19 protein-coding genes and 1 riboswitch are annotated in these 19,745 nt (G+C 33.9%); of the genes, 11 read left to right on the forward strand and 8 right to left on the reverse strand.

The window, feature by feature from the left end; all coding sequences use genetic code 11:
* The first annotated feature begins 2 nt into the window (after positions 1 to 2).
* On the forward strand, positions 3 to 185 hold the full coding sequence (locus tag N4270_RS11110; RefSeq protein ID WP_260097211.1) for a hypothetical protein: 183 nt from the start codon (positions 3 to 5) through the stop codon (positions 183 to 185).
* Between the two features lie 83 nt (positions 186 to 268).
* On the opposite strand, the gene N4270_RS11115 is transcribed toward N4270_RS11110, so the two are convergent.
* The 4 genes from N4270_RS11115 to N4270_RS11130 are packed head-to-tail and all read right to left on the reverse strand — an operon-like array spanning position 269 to position 2,414.
* On the reverse strand, positions 269 to 814 hold the full coding sequence (locus N4270_RS11115; RefSeq protein ID WP_260097213.1) for a DUF4252 domain-containing protein: 546 nt from the start codon (positions 812 to 814) through the stop codon (positions 269 to 271).
* A 7-nt stretch (positions 815 to 821) separates the two neighbouring features.
* The gene (locus N4270_RS11120) at positions 822 to 1,394 is read right to left on the reverse strand and encodes a DUF4252 domain-containing protein (RefSeq protein ID WP_260097214.1); all 573 of its coding nucleotides are present in this window, start codon (positions 1,392 to 1,394) and stop codon (positions 822 to 824) included.
* Between the two features lie 5 nt (positions 1,395 to 1,399).
* Complete coding sequence (locus N4270_RS11125; RefSeq protein ID WP_260097215.1) at positions 1,400 to 1,918, reverse strand: hypothetical protein; 519 nt, start codon at positions 1,916 to 1,918, stop codon at positions 1,400 to 1,402.
* Positions 1,905 to 2,414 (reverse strand): RNA polymerase sigma factor, encoded by a 510-nt coding sequence (locus tag N4270_RS11130; protein WP_260097216.1) that lies wholly within the window; start codon positions 2,412 to 2,414, stop codon positions 1,905 to 1,907. The genes N4270_RS11125 and N4270_RS11130 overlap by 14 nt, the downstream gene beginning before the upstream one ends.
* Before the next feature lie 245 nt (positions 2,415 to 2,659).
* Between N4270_RS11130 and N4270_RS11135 the strand changes: the two genes are divergently transcribed.
* Positions 2,660 to 4,099, forward strand: a complete 1,440-nt coding sequence (locus tag N4270_RS11135) for a S41 family peptidase (protein WP_260097217.1) — start codon at positions 2,660 to 2,662, stop codon at positions 4,097 to 4,099.
* Positions 4,100 to 4,141: 42 nt separating this feature from the next.
* Here the strand turns inward: N4270_RS11135 and N4270_RS11140 are convergent, their stop codons facing one another.
* Positions 4,142 to 6,073, reverse strand: a complete 1,932-nt coding sequence (locus N4270_RS11140; RefSeq protein ID WP_260097218.1) for a TonB-dependent siderophore receptor — start codon at positions 6,071 to 6,073, stop codon at positions 4,142 to 4,144.
* A 64-nt stretch (positions 6,074 to 6,137) separates the two neighbouring features.
* Positions 6,138 to 6,332: riboswitch (cobalamin riboswitch) on the reverse strand.
* Positions 6,333 to 6,458: 126 nt separating this feature from the next.
* Here N4270_RS11140 and N4270_RS11145 point away from each other — a divergent pair.
* From N4270_RS11145 to N4270_RS11170, 6 genes are all read left to right on the forward strand, one after another.
* Entirely contained in the window at positions 6,459 to 7,601 is a 1,143-nt protein-coding gene (locus N4270_RS11145) for an ABC transporter substrate-binding protein (protein ID WP_260097219.1), read from the forward strand.
* Positions 7,602 to 7,628: 27 nt separating this feature from the next.
* Positions 7,629 to 8,624 carry an iron ABC transporter permease gene (locus tag N4270_RS11150; protein ID WP_260097220.1) on the forward strand — a complete coding sequence of 332 codons (996 nt, stop codon included), beginning with the start codon at positions 7,629 to 7,631 and terminating at the stop codon, positions 8,622 to 8,624.
* Positions 8,625 to 9,422: an ABC transporter ATP-binding protein gene (locus tag N4270_RS11155; protein WP_260097221.1), complete on the forward strand. Its 798-nt coding sequence runs from the start codon at positions 8,625 to 8,627 to the stop codon at positions 9,420 to 9,422.
* Between the two features lie 302 nt (positions 9,423 to 9,724).
* Positions 9,725 to 11,449, forward strand: coding sequence for a hypothetical protein (locus tag N4270_RS11160; RefSeq protein ID WP_260097222.1), 1,725 nt, complete (start codon positions 9,725 to 9,727; stop codon positions 11,447 to 11,449).
* A gap of 418 nt (positions 11,450 to 11,867) precedes the next feature.
* Complete coding sequence (gene rmuC, locus N4270_RS11165) at positions 11,868 to 13,190, forward strand: DNA recombination protein RmuC (protein WP_260097223.1); 1,323 nt, start codon at positions 11,868 to 11,870, stop codon at positions 13,188 to 13,190.
* Between the two features lie 7 nt (positions 13,191 to 13,197).
* Complete coding sequence (locus tag N4270_RS11170) at positions 13,198 to 13,749, forward strand: acyl-CoA thioesterase (protein WP_260097224.1); 552 nt, start codon at positions 13,198 to 13,200, stop codon at positions 13,747 to 13,749.
* On the opposite strand, the gene N4270_RS11175 is transcribed toward N4270_RS11170, so the two are convergent.
* The 3 genes from N4270_RS11175 to N4270_RS11185 are packed head-to-tail and all read right to left on the reverse strand — an operon-like array spanning position 13,746 to position 17,504.
* Complete coding sequence (locus N4270_RS11175) at positions 13,746 to 16,037, reverse strand: TonB-dependent siderophore receptor (protein ID WP_260097225.1); 2,292 nt, start codon at positions 16,035 to 16,037, stop codon at positions 13,746 to 13,748. The genes N4270_RS11170 and N4270_RS11175 overlap by 4 nt on opposite strands.
* Complete coding sequence (locus N4270_RS11180; protein WP_260097226.1) at positions 16,021 to 16,932, reverse strand: FecR family protein; 912 nt, start codon at positions 16,930 to 16,932, stop codon at positions 16,021 to 16,023. Before N4270_RS11180 ends, N4270_RS11175 begins: the two co-directional genes overlap by 17 nt.
* A gap of 47 nt (positions 16,933 to 16,979) precedes the next feature.
* On the reverse strand, positions 16,980 to 17,504 hold the full coding sequence (locus tag N4270_RS11185; RefSeq protein ID WP_260097227.1) for an RNA polymerase sigma factor: 525 nt from the start codon (positions 17,502 to 17,504) through the stop codon (positions 16,980 to 16,982).
* 111 nt (positions 17,505 to 17,615) lie between these two features.
* On the opposite strand from N4270_RS11185, the gene N4270_RS11190 reads away from it, so the two are divergent.
* The 3 genes from N4270_RS11190 (at position 17,616) to N4270_RS11200 (ending at position 19,734) form a co-directional block, all read left to right on the forward strand.
* Positions 17,616 to 18,692, forward strand: coding sequence for a hypothetical protein (locus tag N4270_RS11190; RefSeq protein WP_260097228.1), 1,077 nt, complete (start codon positions 17,616 to 17,618; stop codon positions 18,690 to 18,692).
* Between the two features lie 73 nt (positions 18,693 to 18,765).
* The gene (locus tag N4270_RS11195; RefSeq protein WP_260097229.1) at positions 18,766 to 19,200 is read left to right on the forward strand and encodes a hypothetical protein; all 435 of its coding nucleotides are present in this window, start codon (positions 18,766 to 18,768) and stop codon (positions 19,198 to 19,200) included.
* A 150-nt stretch (positions 19,201 to 19,350) separates the two neighbouring features.
* The gene (locus N4270_RS11200) at positions 19,351 to 19,734 is read left to right on the forward strand and encodes a hypothetical protein (RefSeq protein WP_260097230.1); all 384 of its coding nucleotides are present in this window, start codon (positions 19,351 to 19,353) and stop codon (positions 19,732 to 19,734) included.
* Positions 19,735 to 19,745 lie beyond the last annotated feature (11 nt).

Raw genomic sequence — 19,745 nt, forward strand, 5'->3', positions numbered from 1 at the left:
AAATGCCTAGCAGAAATACATTAACACTCCTGTTTTCCGGACTCATAGTCGTAGGTTTTTTTGTGGCTGGTGTGTTAGATATTTTAGACTACTTGATTGTAAAAGGCCTCTTATTTTCTGCATTTGCTTTTTTAGGATTTTATCTAATTACCATTGTTTTAAAAGATTCTGAAGACGCTAAATAGTTGATAACAAAACATCTCTAAATAAAAAAACCACCTCAAGTGGTCAGACCTGAAGTGGCTTTCAATTAACATTTTAAATATATCTATTTAAAAAAGTTTGAAAATTCTTTAAGTTGCGAACTTTCAAGATTAGCTTCATCAAATACAGAAGCCAATTCCATAATTTTACCAAAATTCATATCGTCTCCAAGCACTCTCACAACGATAAAACCTTGTTCTTTTGAGTTTCCGAAGAGAATAAACTCATCCACATCATCACCATCGCCAATACATTTGATAACAAACTTACCATCAGCAGAATTGCCGCCACGCATAAGTTCTTCATATTTTGGATTTTTTAAAATAGCATTCACTTTTTCCATTTCAAGTCCAAAATCTTCAACATTTGCTTCGTCTTTTAAAAAGGCTAGCATACTTAATTTTTCGATAGATTCGTAAGCTTCTAACTGTGCTTCAGTTAATGTAGTTTCGTCAATTTGTAGCATACTCACTGGAATATCTAAACTTGTAAAACCAGGCGCTAATTCGTTATCGACATAGTAACTTTGTAATGTTAGATCTTGGTTGCAACTCGAAAGAGTCACCACCAAGATTAACATCGTGATTATTGTTTTGATTGATGTATTCATGCTTATATTATTGTTTCGTTTTTCCAGCTTTTTTTAATTGATCACCACCAGGCATATTCATTTGACTTGTCAATCTAGAGATTTGTCTTAAATCTATGTCGCCTGTTAGAGTTAATAAAACAGTTTCAACTTCTCTTTTCTTTCCGTTGATAGTAATATCCTGACCTTCGGTAAATTCTTTTAAACCATTAATGAACATCAATAATTCTTTAACATGGTTTTCATCTTTGCCCTCTTTTACATAAAAGTTTACCGTTTGATCACCATCTTTGATACGCATTAATTCTTCTAATTTTGAAGACTTTAAATAGCTTTTTACGGTCGCATTCATATCGGCAGAAACTTTGTCATTACCGGTTGTAAATACTTTTAATCCTGTAATACTTTTAGCCATTTCGATGTATTCTTTCATTTCAGGATCATCAACGTCAACGCCAATAGTGGCTAGCATTTTAAACATTTTTGGAGTGACAATAACCGACATAACATCTTCGTTAGTTTCGTATTTATCAAAAGCGTTTTGAGCATAGCTTACTGATGACATCAAGGCTAGGGCTAATATTAATAGTAACTTTTTCATAATTTCTAGTGTTTAGGTGTTTTTTTCGTTTTTACTAATTTGTTTGTTGTTTTAGCAAATTCATTTACATAATTTGCTTTATCAGTACCTTTTTGAAAATTGGTAGATACTAAACTCAATGTATTTACGCTACTTGCTGCATCATTAAAACTTGTTGACAGCAGAGATAACGCTTCTTTGGTTTGGGTGTAAACTTTGCGTTCTTCATCGGTAAAACCGGCGAGCGGATCTTTAGTTTGAGCGCCTCCCAAAATATTCGGAATTAAAATTCCTAACATAAGAACTGCTACGGCTGCGACAGAAATCCATTGGTAGATATAACTTTTTCTAGGTTTTAATGGAACGTCCTTTGTATATAGTTCTTGTTTTGTGTTGCTAAAGTATTGAAACATGGTTTTGTACGACTCTAAATGTGGAGCGACCTCTTCTTGAGCAAAATACTCTTTAAGCTGCTGCTCTTCTTTAATGGAAGTTTCTCCATTATCGTACTTTTCCAGTAATTTTTCTATACTATTTAATACCATAACGATGTGTATTAGTTAATTTTTCTCTTATTGTTTTTCTAGCTCTTGATAAAGCGACTCTAATGGCTGTAGGATTCATATCTACTACTTTGGCGATTTCATCAAAATCATACGCTTCTATATCTCTAAGCTGTAATATTATTTTTTGTTGTTCTGGTAATTCTTCAATGATTTTCGATACCCAATCTACGCTATCTCTATTTTCTACTTGACTTTGTAGCGAGGTGTTATTATCCTGATAATTACTATGAACTATTTTCAAATTTTGTGCCTGTTTTGATTTTAATCGATCTAGGCAAAAATTCTTAGTCATTGTCATCGAAAAGGCTTCTACATTTTTATAGTCGCTAATCTTCGCTTTATTCTTCCATAATTTCATTAAAATCTCTTGCGTTGCATCTTCGGCTTCTTCTCGAGAAACCAGAAGTCTTTTTGCTAAACGAAAGACTTTATCCTTAAAAGGCATTACCAATTTTGTAAAATCAGTTGGTGTCATTGTGGTTTGTTAGTTAAAAACAGATGATTATTCTGCTTCTTATAATTACGACGACCATGTATCAATTTTGTTACACGATATTTTTTAAATTACAATACTATCAGTAAATTTATAGTTTACTAGTGTGATGATACCTTGTATTATAGAATAGTAATGAAAAAGAAAAATTAATAAAAATTTTAGGAAGTAAACTTCGTTAATGCTATGATCGATTTTGCTTTAAAAATTTTAAAACACAAGACCTCATGAAATTATTTAAATTAACACTGTTATTTTTAGTAACACTATCGCTTACGAGTTGTTTTGAAGATCGGGATGATAATGCTATTCCGGCTAGTACTATAAATGACTTTGTTTGGAAAGGCATGAATATTGTCTATTTGTACAAGTCTGAAATTCCAGATTTAGCCAACGACCGCTTTGCCTCTAATGAAGACTACTCAAATTATCTGGCTAGTTTCTCTACACCTGAAAGTTTATTTGAAAGTCTGATTTATGAGCGCGAAACCATTGATCGTTTTAGTACTATTATTCCAAATTATATTGAGTTTGAACAACTTCTGGCTGGAACGTCAAAAAGTAACGGACTCGAATTTAATTTCTACTTCAAACCAGGAAGTTCAACCGAGATTTTTGGTATTATTCGATTAGTGCTAAATAATAGTCCTGCTGATAATTTAGGCTTACAACGTGGTCAAATTTTTGATGCTATAAATGGGACACCATTAACAGAAAATAACCTAAGTAGTTTGCTCAATCAAGATACTTACACGCTCAATTTTGCAACCTATGACGATAACGGAACAGAAACTGTAGACGACGACTCCATTGTTTCAACAACCAATAGTCAAGAACTCACAAAGCAAGTCTATACTGAAAACCCTGTACACCAAACCAGCATTATTGATGTTGATGGTGAAAATGTAGGTTACTTAGTGTATAACGGATTTAACAGAAACTTTAATAACGAGCTAAATGCTGCATTTTCCGAATTTCAGGCCAACAATGTACAACACTTAGTGCTCGACTTAAGGTACAATCCCGGAGGCTCTGTTTTAACGGCATCTTACTTAGGAAGTATGGTAACCGGACAGTTTACAGGAGATATTTATTCTAAGCTATTTTTTAATGAAAATCTACAATCTGAAAATGAAAACTACAATTTTGTAAACAGCTTCGATGGCAATGCTATAAACAGTTTGAATTTAAGTAAGGTTTATGTATTAACGACAAGCCGCTCAGCATCTGCAAGTGAACTCGTTATTAATAGTTTAAGTGCGTATATTGATGTGGTTCAAATAGGAGATGCTACAACTGGCAAAACACAAGCCTCCATCACCATTTATGATTCTCCTAATTTAAACGCCGAAAATATCAATCCGAATCACACCTACGCTATGCAACCACTTGTGGCTAATTCTGTCAATGTAAATGATACTGAAGTCCCTTCAACAGGATTAACTCCAGATATCAGCATTATCGAGTCGCCTAGAAACTTTGGTACTTTAGGTGATGTTAATGAGCCGCTTTTAGCTGCTGCCATTGCAGATATTCAAGGTTTAGGACGCTTTGGAAGTCCGCAAAGCGATTTTCGTCCTCTAAAGACCAATATCAACATCAAACCTCATGAAGAAGAAATGTATATTGAAAATGATTTGTTTTTAAGTCGGTTAGATTTCAACTAAAAAAAATAAAAAAAGCCACTCCAAATAGAGTGGCTTTCCTATTTATAAACTCAAAGTAAACCCTATATTAATATTTCGCCCTTTAGTTGAATAACCAAATAGCTCATTATACTCCTCGTTTAAAATATTACTCATAGTTGCAAAAAGCGTCAGTTTATTTTCAATAAGTTTATGACTTATATAGACATCCAATAAACTATACGATTCTAATGTGACGTTCTCATTTTCAAATGTTGTAGCATTATAAAAAGCATCTTCGCGATCGTCATTAAACTGATAAGTTAAACTCAGAAACGTTTGCTTTCCGAAGTCATACTGCAATGCTGCATTCATTTTAAGCTCTGGAATTCTAAGTCCTAAATCTTCATCAACCTTGGTATACGTTCCATTAGCTTTTAGGTTTAGAGACTTGGTTAAGGCAACATCGGCCACAACTTCAAGTCCGCTTGCCGTAAAATCTTCATCAATGTTGGTATATTGAAATACAAAATTGCCCTGATCTACAAAATCAACAAACCGCTCTTCCAGTCGGTTAAAATAAACCACACTTAAAGTCGCTTTATTTTTAAGGTTTATTTCGGCTCCAACTTCTATGGTTCTGTTTTCTTCAGGTTGCAATTCTGCATTACCAAAAGTAGGTTCAAACAACTGGTATAATGATGGTGTAATAAAAGAGGTGCTATAACTTGCTAATCCTTTAACATAACCAAAATCAAAATCTTTTTTGAAGGATGGATTCAAGCTATACACTAAATGACTGCCATATTCACTATGGTTATTTAAACGTAAACCTGCATTGATATTCAACCCAAAATCAGAAACATAAACGGCATTAAGATAAGGGTCAACTATCGTGAAATTGCCCTCTTGTGAACTAATATCTTGTACAAAATCGTTTTGACCAAACGGAATAGAATAGCTTTCGATTTCATTTTTTTGAGCATTAACACCAATTACTGTATAAAACTTGCCATTAAAATTATAACGATTAAACAAGTCTCCAATAAAGCTACGCGCTAAAAATTGAGTTGGAAAACCAGATGCTATGTCACGTTCTACTTCGTTAAACGCAGCATTTAAAGTGATACTTCCGTTATTGTAATTCAATTCTGGAGATATCCCAATTCTATACTGATCTGTGGTCGCTACGTTATCGGCATCAACAAATGCAAAACCATCATCAAAATCGGCTTTAAAGTGGTCAAAACTCGCATAAGTAGTTAATTTAAAAGCTTTAGAAAACTGATATCCTAATTTTAAATAGCCATTATGCGTATTAAAAGCATCAGCCTCTTCGCCTGCTGCTATGGCAGATAAACCGTTAGTAAACTGATGTCCAAAACTTGCCAAATAACTAAAATCATCTAAGGTTCCATTTACCGACACACTATTTTCAAAATGTTCTACGGCATACTCAGCATCCTCATGAGACTGATTACTGCCTAAGGTGCTTCTCAAATTGATGGCAAAGGCATCTTTTGAGGCTTTTTTAAGTTTAATATTTATGACAGCTGTTGCTGCGCCAGTACCGTAAAGTGAACTCGATGCACCTTTTAATATTTCGATGCTCTCCACCTGATCGGCATTAAGCAATCTTAAATCATAATCATTAGCTATTTGTGAAGCATCAGTTACAGCGATACCATCAATAAGCACCAACACTTGACGGTTTCTACCACCACGCACAAAATAACTTAAACTTTGTCCGGCATTACTACGCGTTCCGTTGATTTCAATGCCGGCAGTACTGTTAATAATATCTGCAATAGATTTCCCTTGCAAGTGTTGAAGTTCGGTTTGAGTAATTTTGGTAATGACTTTACCAGAATTTTCTCGTTTTAAATTAAATTTAGAATCGGTAATAACGACCTCATCTAATTGCTCTACTTTTAAAGAGTCGCTTTGCTGCTGAGCAAAACCAAATGTTGATATACCAATAGTTAGCATACCAAAAACCAGTGTTTTTGTGTTCATTTTAATGTGTAATGACTCGGAATCGCATGGATTATCATACGCAAACTTTTATCCCGAAAGTTTAACTTAATTGTTTGAATTTGGCAGGTCTCCTGACTTGCGTCTTATTATTGGTCTTCCCAGAAATACATCCAGTGACATTGAAGGTAATAACAAGCTTTTAGCTTACAGTTGCGGGAACAGTTCTGGAATTGAAATACATCGCACCAGATTCCCTTTTAATTGACATAATCGTCATTCTGAACTTGTTTCAGAATCTCATCATATATAAAATACACGACGACTAAGTCAAACCAAAATTCGCTGCGAAAGTAAACATTTTGTTTAAGGGTTCATTAAAAACTTTAAATAATATTACTTTTGAGTCCATAATGGACATTTAAAAATGAAAACACCGCTTTATATTTTATTAATACTTGCCTTGATATCGTGTAAAAATGAATCAAAAACTGAATTAGCTCAAACTACCAAAGGGATTCCGTTAGATTTAAAATATGCTGAAGGATTTATAGTAACTGAATATGAAACTTATAAGCTTATTGAAATTTTAAACCCTTGGCCTAAAGCTAATAAGACCTATAAATATGCATTACTCACTCAAGAAAATGCTGCAAAAACCACACTTAACAAAGAGGAATTTGAAGCAATTATGACTGTTCCTTTACAAAAGATAGTTGTAACATCAACCACACATATTCCTGCCTTAGAACTTTTAGATGTTGAACAAACGCTTGTTGGTTTTCCTGGAACGGATTATGTGTCTTCGGAAAAAACCAGAGCACAAATCGACAACGGAAGTGTTAGGGAATTAGGAAAAAATGAAGGTATTAATACGGAAGTCTTATTAGAATTACAACCAGATATTGTCGTGGCTTTTGGTGTTGATGGTACTAATAAAAGTATGGAAACTATTGAAAAATCTGGAATCACAGTAATTTACAATGGTGATTGGGTTGAAAAATCACCTTTAGCAAAAGCCGAATGGATTAAGTTTTTTGGTGTACTTTACAATAAAGAACAGGAAGCCGATTCTATTTTTAATCAAATTGAAAACAGCTATTTAAAAGCCAAGTCTATTGCCCAAAAAGCCACTTCAAAACCAACAGTACTTTGTGGCGCTATGCATAAAGACGTTTGGTATCTCCCTAATGGTACGAGTCCGGAAGCCCAGTTTTTAAACGATGCTAATGTGAATTACCTTTGGAGTCACACCAAAGAAGCTGGTAGTGTTGCTTTGAGTTTTGAAGCTGTTTTTGATAAGGCACAAAATGCCAGCATATGGCTCAGTCCGTCGTACTATTCAAGCTACGCAGATTTAGAAAAATCCAATCCGCATTATACGCAGTTTGACGCCTTTCAGAATAAAAACATATACACCTTTTCTAATACCACAGGAACAACAGGAGGTGTTTTGTATTATGAATTAGGCTCAGCAAGACCCGACTTGGTCCTAAAAGATATGATAAAAATTTGTCACCCCGAACTGCTGGTTGACTATGAAACAACATTTTTTAAACCTTTAAACTAATTGAAAACCAAGTTTACATATGCATTTATGAGCCTTGCAATTATTTTATTGCTTTGCTTTTTGATGAATATAAGCTTGGGATCTGTTAGTATTCCTCTTAAATCTATTTTTAATTCTATAATTGGAACTTCAGACAACGAATCCTGGCAGTACATTGTTCAAAATTATAGATTACCTAAAGCTTTTACTGCTATTTTAGTAGGATCGGGATTGGGCATTTCTGGTTTGTTAATGCAAACCTTATTTCGAAATCCATTGGCTGGCCCTTTTGTATTAGGTATTAGTTCTGGAGCTAGTCTTGGTGTGGCTTTAGTCATCTTAGGCTCCGGATTATTCGGAGCTACTTTTTCTGCCTTACTCATCTCAAAATGGAGCATTGTGATTGCGGCAAGTTTAGGCAGTTTTCTTGTTCTGCTTGCTGTGTTACTGGTCTCTTCAAAAGTTAGAGACACGATGGCAATTTTAATTATCGGACTCATGTTTGGAAGCATTACAGCAGCAGTTGTGAGTGTCCTCTCCTATTTTAGTTCTGCCGAACAACTCCAGCAATATATATTTTGGGGGTTTGGGAGTTTAGGAAATCTATCGTGGAATGAACTTTTTATTTTCTTCGGAATTTATTGCATAGGCATCCTCTTAACCATTATCTCTATTAAAGCACTCAACACATTTTTATTGGGCGAAAATTATGCAAAAAGTTTAGGTTTAAACATAAAACAAAGTCGGTTAATCATCATCTTAGCCACAAGTTTACTCGCCGGAACCATTACTGCTTTTGCGGGACCAATTGCGTTTATCGGATTGGCAATTCCGCATATCACAAGACAAATTTTTAATACCTCTAACCATAAAATTTTGTTACCAGCAGTCGCTTTATTGGGAGCAGTTATCATGCTTATTTGTGATAGTATCGCACAATTACCAACTAGTGATTACACCTTGCCAATTAATGCCATCACATCACTAATTGGAGCTCCTGTTGTGGTTTGGCTACTTGTACGACAACGTAAAATGGTATTCTAAATGGCTAAAAATAAGACACATATTATCTTAAACACCCAAGAACTTTCTATTGGTTATCGGTCTAAAAAAAGAACCTCAATTATTGCTGATACTATCAATCTCGAATTGACAAAAGGAGAACTTATCGGACTTGTTGGTGCCAATGGCATAGGAAAATCAACACTTATTAGAACGTTATCAAACATTCAACAGCCTTTAGCTGGAAACATTGATTTAAACGGAAAACCACTTACAAACTATGCTGGACTTGAATTAGCAAAAACGATGAGTTTAGTACTCACAGAGCAATTAATGTCTAAGAACTTGTCTGTTTTTGAATTGATTGCACTTGGTCGTCAACCATATACCAATTGGGTCGGTAATTTAACCAAAACTGATATCGCTATAATTAACAAAGCTATTGCCCAAACACATCTTTCAGAGTTGAAAGACCGAAAATCTTTCGAGTTAAGTGATGGGCAGCTACAAAAAGTAATGATTGCCCGCGCTTTGGCGCAAGATACAGACCTTATCATTCTAGACGAACCCACTACACATCTGGATATGTATCACAAAGCCTATATTTTAAAATTACTGCAGCAATTGACAAAAGACACGAATAAAACCATTTTGTTTTCTTCGCATGAAATAGATTTAGCCATCCAATTATGTGATACGATGATTGTAATGACCAAAGATAAAGTCGTCGCTGATTCTCCTTGTAAGCTAATTTCTAAAGGCATTTTCAACACCTTATTTCCAGAAGATTTAATTGGTTTTGATGACGAGACAGGACGCTTTAGGGTAAAGAAATCTTAATTCATCTTGTTATCTTATTATTTTTTGCACTACATTTATCTGATTGAAAATCAGATTTCTAAAAAATTTCGATCACCACTTTTTATAAAACCGTTTTTCGTCTTAGTGCATTCTAAAACATTAGAAAGATGAAAGTAATTAAAGTGTACTGTATTTTATAACTAGTGCCAATTGTCACCTATAAACGAAATTTAAAAAGTGCATTATTCTTTAATCTCTATCAAAATAATAAAATAATGGTCCTAATTAAATAAAGCTATAACCTCAGAATATAAACTGTATCATATTTAAAATTATATATTATGAAATCAAAGTTGAATATCATTTTGGCAAGCACTATCATTGTAGTATTCGTTTATTTCTCATTTAACAAACCAGCCGAAACTCAACAAGCACCAAAATTAGCGATGAGCTTTATATCATGTACAGCCCCAAATTTTTTGTTGGAAGCTGTGGATACCACAAAACAAATTTCCCCACTTTTTAGCAACCTAGGTAATCTTCATTTTCCCATTAGCACTAAAAATAAAAGAGCTCAGGCATTTTTTGACCAAGGTTTAAAACTATCATATGCTTTTAATCATGCTGAAGCACATCGTTCGTTTATGGAGGCATCGCGATTAGATCCTAATTCGGCAATGTCGTATTGGGGACAAGCCTTTACTCTAGGACCAAATATAAACGATCCTTTACCTCTTGAAGAACGTAAGATTAAAATTAACGAAGCTCTAGCAAAAGCCAAGCAATTAGCTTCAAAGGCAAGTCAAAAAGAACAGGCTCTTATCGAAGCTTTATCTGCCAGATATAGTGAAAATTTAACAGCAGATATTACCGAATTGAACATAGCTTATATGCATGCTATGGCTAAAACAGCTAAACTTTATCCTGAAAATGCAAACATACAGATTTTATATGCAGCCTCAGTAATGAACACAGTACCTTGGAACTATTGGGATAAAGATGGAAACCCCTCACCAAATATTAAAGAAGCTAAAGCTGCACTTGAAAAAGCTATGTTACTTGAGCCAGAAAATCCTGGAGGACACCACTATTATATTCACATGGTTGAACTTCCTTTTCCTGATATGGGTGTTGAAAGCGCAGATAAATTAGCCTCTTTAATGCCAGGAGCTGGACATATTGTACACATGCCATCCCATATATACATAAGAGTTGGGCGCTATAAAGATGCAGTTATCACAAACCAAAAAGCCATTCTTGCAGATGAAGATTATATATCGCAATGCTTTGCTCAAGGCATATATCCCCTAGGCTACTATCCGCATAACATTCACTTTTTATGGTCCTCGGCGAGCTTATTAGGCGCTAGTGACCTTGCGATTGATGCTGCCAAAAAAACAGCAGAAAAAGTACCTGTCGGCGAGTTTTTAGAGATGCCCTTCTTACAAGACTTTGCATCTACTCCATTATTAGCCTATACTCGATTTGGTAAGTGGAATGAGATTTTGACCATTCCTGCTCCAAACCCAGAAATTAAACACCTTAAACTTATACGTCATTATGCAAGAGGCATTGCCTTTATTAGAAAAGGCAATATTAAAAATGCTCAAGAAGAATTAAATGCCATTGATACACTTAAAAACGACCCTGAACTAGAAACATTAATTGCGACTCAAAATAATCCAACAATACATGCTGCTAATATCGCTTTTGAAGTTGTTTCAGGTGAATTAGAAGCCTTAAAAGGTAATCTTTCTAAAGCCATTGAACATCTTGAAAATGCAGTGGCACTTGAAGATGGATTAACATACACCGAACCTGCAGCCTGGCACATTCCTACAAGACAGAACTTAGGCTCTATACTATTAAAAGCCAAAAAATATGAAGCAGCTGAAAACATTTACAAGGAAGATCTAAACATCCTTAGACAAAATGGATGGTCTTTAATGGGACTTTATAAAAGCCTTATAGCACAAGGAAAACAAAAAGAAGCTGATGCCATTAAATCTGAGTTTCATAAGGCTTGGAAAGATTCAGATATAGATATTGATAATTCAGTTATGTAAGATGTTTATATACTTTATATAATTATTAACGCAGCTTTTATATGCCAATACTTAAAAAAATTACTGCTACATTACTGTACTTGTTTTAGTCTAATTATTAGCTGTAATCTATTTTTCTTATGCAATTTTATTTCCGAAGCTAGTATTATCTATCAAAAATCCTGCAGATTTTAACGCATCATTAGTAGACAAAAATCTTAGAACCAAAACTAAAAAGTTCAAACTTTAGTTTTATCTCAATCAGAAGGGCCAAGCTCTGACGCGAGAGGGTTACAAGAGTAAAATATAACATGTTACAGATTTCTATTTTACAGGTTGTGGCACCATCTGTCCGGTAATGACATTATTGTGTTTTAGAAGACAAGAAGCTCATAATGCAAACAAATCTTTTATCTTTGAATAAATTTCAAAGATTTTTATGAACGACAGCCTCATTCTTATTTTAGCTATTATTATTTCAGCAGCCATTGGTGCTTATTTGGGCATGCTTTTTATCAAACTGAAAAGTAAAAGCGAACAAAGTACCCTTGAAGAACGTCAAAATCAAATGGCGACTACCATAGAAGACTTAAAAGTTAATCTAACACGTCTAGAATCGGAACGCGATGACATCCGAAGCGAAAAAGAATTCTTAAATACCGAATTAACGCGACGCAATACCGAATATGAAAACCTTCAGCAGCAAAACTTAAAGCGCGATGAAGAATTGGAAGAACGTCAAGCCCAATTACGAAAAGACTTTGAACTTTTAGCTACCAAAATTCTGGATGAAAAATCTGAAAAATTCACACTTCAGAATAAGGAAAATATCAAGAACATCCTCAATCCGTTACAAGAAAAAATTCAGGTATTTGAAAAGAAAGTTGAGGATACACAAAAGGAAAGTATCTCGATGCATTCGGCTTTAAAAGAGCAGTTATTAGGTTTAAAAGACCTCAACCAGCAAATGACCAAAGAAGCTACTAATTTAACTAAAGCCTTAAAAGGCGATAGTAAAATGCAAGGAAATTGGGGCGAATTGGTGTTAGAGCGTGTCTTAGAAAAATCTGGATTAGAAAAAGACAGAGAATATTATGTGCAGCAGAGTTTTAATTTACCTGATGGCACACGCGTCCTTCCTGATGTGGTTTTACATCTGCCAGACAGTAAGAAAATGATTATTGACAGTAAAGTGTCGCTAACCGATTACGAACGTTATGTGAATGCCGAAGAGGATGAACGTGCATTTCATTTAAAAGCGCACATCAATTCTATACGAAAGCATGTAGATCAATTATCAGAAAAAAATTATCAGGATCTTTACGATATAGAATCCCCAGATTTTGTATTGCTATTTATCCCTATTGAACCCGCTTTTGCTGTGGCTATAAATGAAGATAATGCGCTTTACAATAAAGCTTTTGAAAAAAATATTGTCATTGTTACTCCTGCTACCTTATTAGCAACCTTACGTACCATTGATACTATGTGGAACAACGAAAAGCAGCAACGAAACGCCATTGAAATTGCCAGACAAGCTGGAGCGCTATATGACAAATTTGAAGGTCTGGTCAAAGATCTCACGGGAGTTGGTAAAAAAATAGATGATGCGAAGAAAGACTATTCATCTGCCATGAATAAACTGGTGGAAGGTCGAGGGAATTTGATTACCAGCGTTGAAAAGCTCAAAAAAATGGGCGCCAAAGCAAAAAAAGCATTACCAGAAGCCATCATAAAACGGGCGCATGATGATGACGAATAATAAAGCTATGAATTACAAAAAGATTGACGATACAAGAATTAGTATTTCCGAATTAATGCAACCATCACATTCAAATTTTGGTGGTAAAATTCATGGTGGCTACATTTTAAATCTCATGGATCAAATTGCCTTTGCCTGCGCTTCTAAACACTCGGAAACTTATTGTGTTACTGCTTCGGTTGATACGGTCGATTTTTTAAATCCGATAGAAATTGGCGACCTCGTTACCATGAAAGCCTCTATTAATTTTGTGGGTCGCACCTCAATGGTTGTTGGGATTCGTGTAGAATCTGAAAATATAAGAACAGGCGACGTAAAGCATTGTAATTCGTCATATTTTACAATGGTGGCTAAGGATGACCAAGGCAATTCTGTAGAAGTTCCAGGACTTATTATTAATGACAACACCGAAGTCAAGCGTTTTTTAAAAGCCATTAAACGGACAGAAACCAAAAAGAATCGCAAACAAGAGTTTGACTCTGAAGATTTTTCACATACAAATTACCTGGACGATTTAAAGAAGTATCGTGTTAAAGTCGAGCTTCCTGATTCTTATTAAAAGTAAACTCGCAATACAGCATTTGGTGTTATCCCTAACGAACTCTGCAATGTCTCACTTACCGTATTATTATTAATTCTGTAGAAGTTATTAATTTGGTTGGTGCGGTTTAAGACATTCCAAATCGAAATTCCTAAATCAACTTTAGTTTTTTTCCAAAGCTTTACATCATATAATGCTGAAATATCTACTCTTAAATAATCATCTAAACGACTAGTATTTGTAGCTTCAAAATTTATGGTGTTGTTAATAATTTCATTTCCGTCGACCGGACGAGTGGTCGGTCGACCTGAATGCCAGTTAAGTCCTGCAGACAACTTCAAATCTTCTAATGCATACGAAGCTCCAAAAGTAATAGCATGGGTCATATCAAAATTGTTTGGAATCGTTCGCTCTGGTAAATCATTAAATGTATAATCACTTTTTAAATAGGAGTAACTCAACCAGGTAGTGAAGTTCTTCAATTCTTTTCTCACAATCACATCAGCTCCAAAAGCATCATAACTTCCACTCGTTTTTACGAACTCATACTGATTTTGAAATCCTTGACTTTGGGTTGTGATTCCTTCGACATATTTGTAATAAACATCAGCACTAAACAACCAACCTTTATTACTAAAACTCAAACCTAACGAAGCTTGTTTACTCCTTATTATGGGAATATCAGCATCATTAGACAATTGCCATCTCCTTTTTTCAATACCTAAAAAATCACTCTGAAAATTAATAACCTGAGAGGTGTTTTGATGTTTAAATTCTCCTAAAGCTTCTACTGAAAAATGTTTCATAAAACGATAGGTAAAAGCAAATCTGGGTTCTAGAATATGTTTGCGAAACTTATCAATATAATTATAGCGTAGCCCAAAATTTAAACTCACTTTTTTGTTTAACGACTTATGATTTAATTGAGAAAACAGCCCATGAGTTCTAACAACTTCAGAAATTAAGGACCTAAAACGAGGAGTATCTACATCATCCAAATTTGTGATTTCGGTCTCAACAAAATGATATCCAAGGAGTAATTGAAATTTCTCATTTATCGTATGATTTGCTTGCAATTTTATACTGGTTTCTGATACGATATTTTCTTGTAAAAATCGCTGTTCATCTGCTACATTAGCATTGTTAGCTTCCAGCTTATAATCTGTTTCAAAGGCTTCAAAGGTCGTTTGCCAAGCAGCATTCCAAACTCTTTTATAATGTATCGCTCCTGCAATACTATGTTGGCGTAAACTACTTTGGCGTGATCTTTCAACAGTATCACTTATTGAGTTTTCGTTAAATCGTAATTGGTTATTGGCATTTAAGAAATTGACTTGTAATTGATCGCTCTCTGTAATATTATAAATCCAACGCAACGACATATCATAAAAATCAAACTCTTGATTAGAATTCACAACATTATTGGCATTATTTTCAACTTCGGTATCTTGCGCTATACGTTCAAAAAAGTTAGTATAGGTTGGTGTTTTAGTAAAATCACTAATCGATTTTCGAGCAGCGACTTGCAATGAAGATTTTTTACTTAACGGAATATCAGAAAAACCATTTGCATCAATAAAATTGATCCCTAAACTGCTTTTAAATTCATCATTAATTTTAGAGCTGGTTTCCATAGAAATTGTTCCAGAAACGCCATCGGTCATACTGGCTTGAGTCCCATTTTTTAAAACGCTAACCTGTTGTGTGATTTGCGGATTAAACATTGAAATCAAACCAAAAAAATGTCCCGATTGATACATTTTGATGCCATCCCAAAGTATCAAGTTTTGATCGTGTGTTCCGCCTCTAATATTGATATTAGAAACCGTTTCGTTAATACTCTGAATCCCTGGAAATGCCTGAACAGCTTGTAAAACATCAGTGTCAATTAATCCTGGAAGGATATCAAATTCTGAAAAATTAATCTCATGAGAACCATCACTTAATTTATTAATTCCTCTTACAATATATTTGGATAAAATAATCTCTGATAACTTCTGAATTTGAAACGGTGTTTCTTTTAAACGCACTAAAATAAAAGTACCATCTAAATTTTCAAAAGTAAATGTAGTATGGATTTCGAGGTAAGACAACGCTTCCTGTAAGCTTAACGTTTTTGAAGGTGGTTTTACAACACGGTCTTTAAGACTGTCTTCGGCATAATTAAACTGAACATTGTATTGATGTTCTAAAGCGGTTAGTACTTCGGTTAAAGGCAATTTTACGTTATCCTCCTGAGCATTAATCACTAAAGAGCAGATTAAAAAAAAGAAATATAAACAATAACGCTTATTTTTTATCGCCATGAATTACAACCGCATTTGATGTATTAATTTTATAGTGTAAACCCATAGGCTCGGTAATCGACAAAAGAGCATTTTCTATATGATTATGCATAAATCCTCCTGTAAATAAGCGTTCTGTATTTACGTTTTCTACTATAATTTTAATATCGTATTGGCGTTCCATTTCAGCAATAACTGCTTTAAAAGGAATGGCTTTAAATGTCGTTTTATTATTAATCCATTGGGGCTCTTCATCAGTCATTTCATCCAATAATAAATCATCATTTAGCACTCTAAACGTATCACCAGCAACTAGTGTTTTGGTATGCTCCCCTGAGGTTACTTGTACGATTCCTTCAAAACATCGGACTTCAAAAAAATCAAGTCTCTGATTAACATTAAAAGCTGTTCCAACCACTGTAACAGTTCCTTGAGGTGTAATTACATCAAAGGTCTTTCCTTTAGCTACTTTAAAATAAGCTTCTCCATTGAGATTTATGCTTCTGTTTGATTCCCAATTTTTTTTACGGTATTCTATTTGGGAGCCAGCGTTTAAAATCACCTGAGAGTGATCTGGAAGTTCTATGGTTGTTTTTTGACTTGCTAAGGTCTCAATATGCGTGAGGTTGTTATAGAAAAAAGAAAAATAGAGCCCGAGAGCAATCACTAAAATACTTGCAATTCGCAATAATGGTTTGTGCCAGCTTTGCGTTTTAGCCTCGGTTTTTTGCGAGTCATATGCTGATTTGAAGTCAGTAAATGACATTGGATCAGAATGATTAGACGCCTTAAATTGTTTGGCGCCATCAACAATAGCTTTGTAAAATTGAAAATCCTCTCCTTGCTCAAATTGTTCTTTTTCAGCAGGAGATAACTCATCATTTAACCATTTTTTGATAAGGTTGTCTTTATTCATAAATCGATTTACTAATTATATAACAACTTCAGATTTAAAAATCCTGATTATTTTATTTTAAATCCGTCTAATTCTTTTTTCAATATATTAAAAGCACTATAAATTCTGTACTCAACAACCTTTTTGGTCACGCCTAAAAAATCGGCAATCTCACTATGCTTCTTGCCTTCAACTTTATTTAATAAAAAAGCAACACGTTGCTCTTCACTCAGGCTTTCCAGTACTTGTTTATAACGCTCGTAAAACTGGCTTTGTTCCAAAAGAAATTCTGGAGTTTCGTTAGTATGAGATTTTGGTACGTTTTTTTGGTGATTCAAAACGACTTTTTGATGCTTAATATCATTAAGCACCATATTATTAGCAACAGTAAATAAAAATGACTTCGCCTTACTTAATGACACTTTTTTACAATTATTCCAAAGTTTAATAAAGGCTTCTTGGGTTTTATCTTTAGGGTTAAATTGTGCACCATACTTATAATATAAAAAATCATGCACATCTTTTGAATACGTATTATAAACGTGTTCAAAAACTTTAGCTTCACAAATATTTTCGTTCAGATCTTTAGGCAAGTTGCTATTTTTAGATTTTAAAGGTAAATAATTATTTATTTTAATTTCAGGAGTTTTTAAACTTGAGTTGTTATATATTAAAATGCATTAGAACTAACGAAATGCAAAATCATGAAAACAACAGCTAAATCCATATTTGTTTTATTAGTCTCCTTAGTCTTCCTTCTCACGTCTTGCAGAAAAGAAGATATTGAAATTATTGAAACACCTCCTGAAGATCTTATTACGTTAAATTCGACAGTTGCCAATCTAATACAACGTACAGCAACTAATGACGGTTCTAACGATAATATTCTAGATTTAGCCAATTGTTTCAATATAGAACTCCCTGTTACCGTTACTGCTAATTCTATTGAAGTCATAATTTATGATGAGGATGATTATGACTTAGTTGAAGCAATTTTTGATCAGGATGATGATGATATGGATACATTAGTCATTTCCTATCCAATAACAATTATTCTTTCAGATTATTCAGCAATATCTATTAATAATGCTACTGAATTAAATACTTATGTAATGACGTGTAATGGTGAAAATGTAGCTGATGATGATATTGAATGTATCGATTTTGTTTACCCTATTTCTGCGTCTGTTTTTAATCCCAACAACGAGTTAATTTCTACTGAAATTTTCTCAAATGACAGTGAGCTATACAGCTTTATAGTTAATATAACAGACAGTGACATCGTTAGTATTAATTTCCCTATTTCAGTAGTATTATCTAATGGTTCTCAACAACAAATAAACTCACTTGTCGAACTACAAAACACGATTGAAAATGTTCAAGACGATTGTGATGAAGATGATGATTACGATTATAATGATGATGATTGTAACCTTTGTGCGCCTGAACAACTAGAATCTATATTAACAAACTGTTCTGATTGGCAAGTTGATAAATTAGAACGAGATAATGTCGATTATGATGATGCTTACAATGGCTATGATTTCAACTTTTTTACAAACGGCACACTTTCTGTTTCCTGGAACACAACTACGGTATACGGAACTTGGTCTGCCTCTGGAACTGGTAATAATATTACAGTAGTGATTGATATTCCAGCGCTAACCTTATGCAACAATAATTGGATTTTACATGAAATTGAAGACAATGGTGGAGAAACCAAAGTTGATTTAAGGTTAGGTGATGACGATAGATTACGCTATGAAAATACTTGCAATTAATTTATTATAAAAGAGTACAGTTATGAAAAAAAGATTTTTTTACACTTGTGTTACAATGCTAAGCTTTTCTCTTATGTCTTCAACTTGTTCATCTGATGACGACGGAAATAATCCAAATGACAATAGTCAAGAGATTGCACAAATTGAAAACACAGTACAAACCGGAAACTGGCGAGTAAGCAGCTATGTTGACTCTGGGCAAAACGAAACCAACGATTTTAATGGTTACGATTTTACATTTGATCCTGACGGAACTTTAACGGCAACCAATGGCACAACAACTTACCTTGGGACTTGGTCTGTTACAAGTAGTAGCAACAGTAGTAGTGATGATGATAATGATAGTGATATCGATTTTAATATCTCTTTCCCTGTTCCAGACTCTAACGATTTTGAAGACTTAAACGACGACTGGGATATTGTTAGTTATACAAACACAACTATAAGCTTGATAGATATAAGTGGCGGAAATGGTGGAACCGACACTTTAGTATTTCAATTGAATTAGTCAAAACAATTTATTGAAAAAGAAAAATTCCCACTAATTTGATTTTAAATTATCTAACAAAAGTTGATTGGTTGAAAGCTGAAAACTGCTTTAGAATATAAACTAAAGCAGTTTGAAGCTAAACACTCCTAATTACATAAAGCTAATTATATGCGTAAGAGGATTATCATTTTTATTGTATTAATTATACTATCAATTATAGGCTATAATTATATCTATCAAGACCACAGAAATATAGAAAATGAAAGTGCTCAATTTGAAATTTCAACACATGCAATTGCTTTACAATTTAAAGAGAATGCTAAAGATGCGGAAGCAAAATACCTCAACACAACGGTTGCAGTTTTTGGTTCTATTACAGAAAAAGATAGTAACGCAATAACCTTAGATGACAAGGTGTTTTGTCAATTTTCTAAAACCATTAAAAACGAAAACACCCTTACTACCAAATTAAAAATTAAAGGACGTGTCATTGGTTATGATGACTTATTAGAACAAGTTAAACTTGACCAATGCACAATTAATAAACCATAAACACTAACACA

It is taken from the genome of Psychroserpens sp. SPM9 (assembly GCF_025153525.1).
GTDB lineage: Bacteria > Bacteroidota > Bacteroidia > Flavobacteriales > Flavobacteriaceae > Psychroserpens.

What these genes read in the sequence shown, in the direction of transcription:
- N4270_RS11130 (WP_260097216.1), bottom strand. Translation starts at nt 2,414, where the DNA reads ATGACACCAACTGATTTTACAAAATTGGTAATGCCTTTTAAGGATAAA.
- N4270_RS11120 (WP_260097214.1), bottom strand. Translation starts at nt 1,394, where the DNA reads ATGAAAAAGTTACTATTAATATTAGCCCTAGCCTTGATGTCATCAGTA.
- N4270_RS11155 (WP_260097221.1), top strand. Translation starts at nt 8,625, where the DNA reads ATGGCTAAAAATAAGACACATATTATCTTAAACACCCAAGAACTTTCT.
- N4270_RS11110 (WP_260097211.1), top strand. Translation starts at nt 3, where the DNA reads ATGCCTAGCAGAAATACATTAACACTCCTGTTTTCCGGACTCATAGTC.
- N4270_RS11195 (WP_260097229.1), top strand. Translation starts at nt 18,766, where the DNA reads ATGTCTTCAACTTGTTCATCTGATGACGACGGAAATAATCCAAATGAC.
- N4270_RS11135 (WP_260097217.1), top strand. Translation starts at nt 2,660, where the DNA reads ATGAAATTATTTAAATTAACACTGTTATTTTTAGTAACACTATCGCTT.
- rmuC (WP_260097223.1), top strand. Translation starts at nt 11,868, where the DNA reads ATGAACGACAGCCTCATTCTTATTTTAGCTATTATTATTTCAGCAGCC.
- N4270_RS11160 (WP_260097222.1), top strand. Translation starts at nt 9,725, where the DNA reads ATGAAATCAAAGTTGAATATCATTTTGGCAAGCACTATCATTGTAGTA.
- N4270_RS11150 (WP_260097220.1), top strand. Translation starts at nt 7,629, where the DNA reads ATGAGCCTTGCAATTATTTTATTGCTTTGCTTTTTGATGAATATAAGC.
- N4270_RS11175 (WP_260097225.1), bottom strand. Translation starts at nt 16,037, where the DNA reads ATGGCGATAAAAAATAAGCGTTATTGTTTATATTTCTTTTTTTTAATC.
- N4270_RS11115 (WP_260097213.1), bottom strand. Translation starts at nt 814, where the DNA reads ATGAATACATCAATCAAAACAATAATCACGATGTTAATCTTGGTGGTG.
- N4270_RS11140 (WP_260097218.1), bottom strand. Translation starts at nt 6,073, where the DNA reads ATGAACACAAAAACACTGGTTTTTGGTATGCTAACTATTGGTATATCA.
- N4270_RS11125 (WP_260097215.1), bottom strand. Translation starts at nt 1,918, where the DNA reads ATGGTATTAAATAGTATAGAAAAATTACTGGAAAAGTACGATAATGGA.
- N4270_RS11145 (WP_260097219.1), top strand. Translation starts at nt 6,459, where the DNA reads ATGAAAACACCGCTTTATATTTTATTAATACTTGCCTTGATATCGTGT.
- N4270_RS11190 (WP_260097228.1), top strand. Translation starts at nt 17,616, where the DNA reads ATGAAAACAACAGCTAAATCCATATTTGTTTTATTAGTCTCCTTAGTC.
- N4270_RS11170 (WP_260097224.1), top strand. Translation starts at nt 13,198, where the DNA reads ATGAATTACAAAAAGATTGACGATACAAGAATTAGTATTTCCGAATTA.
- N4270_RS11200 (WP_260097230.1), top strand. Translation starts at nt 19,351, where the DNA reads ATGCGTAAGAGGATTATCATTTTTATTGTATTAATTATACTATCAATT.
- N4270_RS11180 (WP_260097226.1), bottom strand. Translation starts at nt 16,932, where the DNA reads ATGAATAAAGACAACCTTATCAAAAAATGGTTAAATGATGAGTTATCT.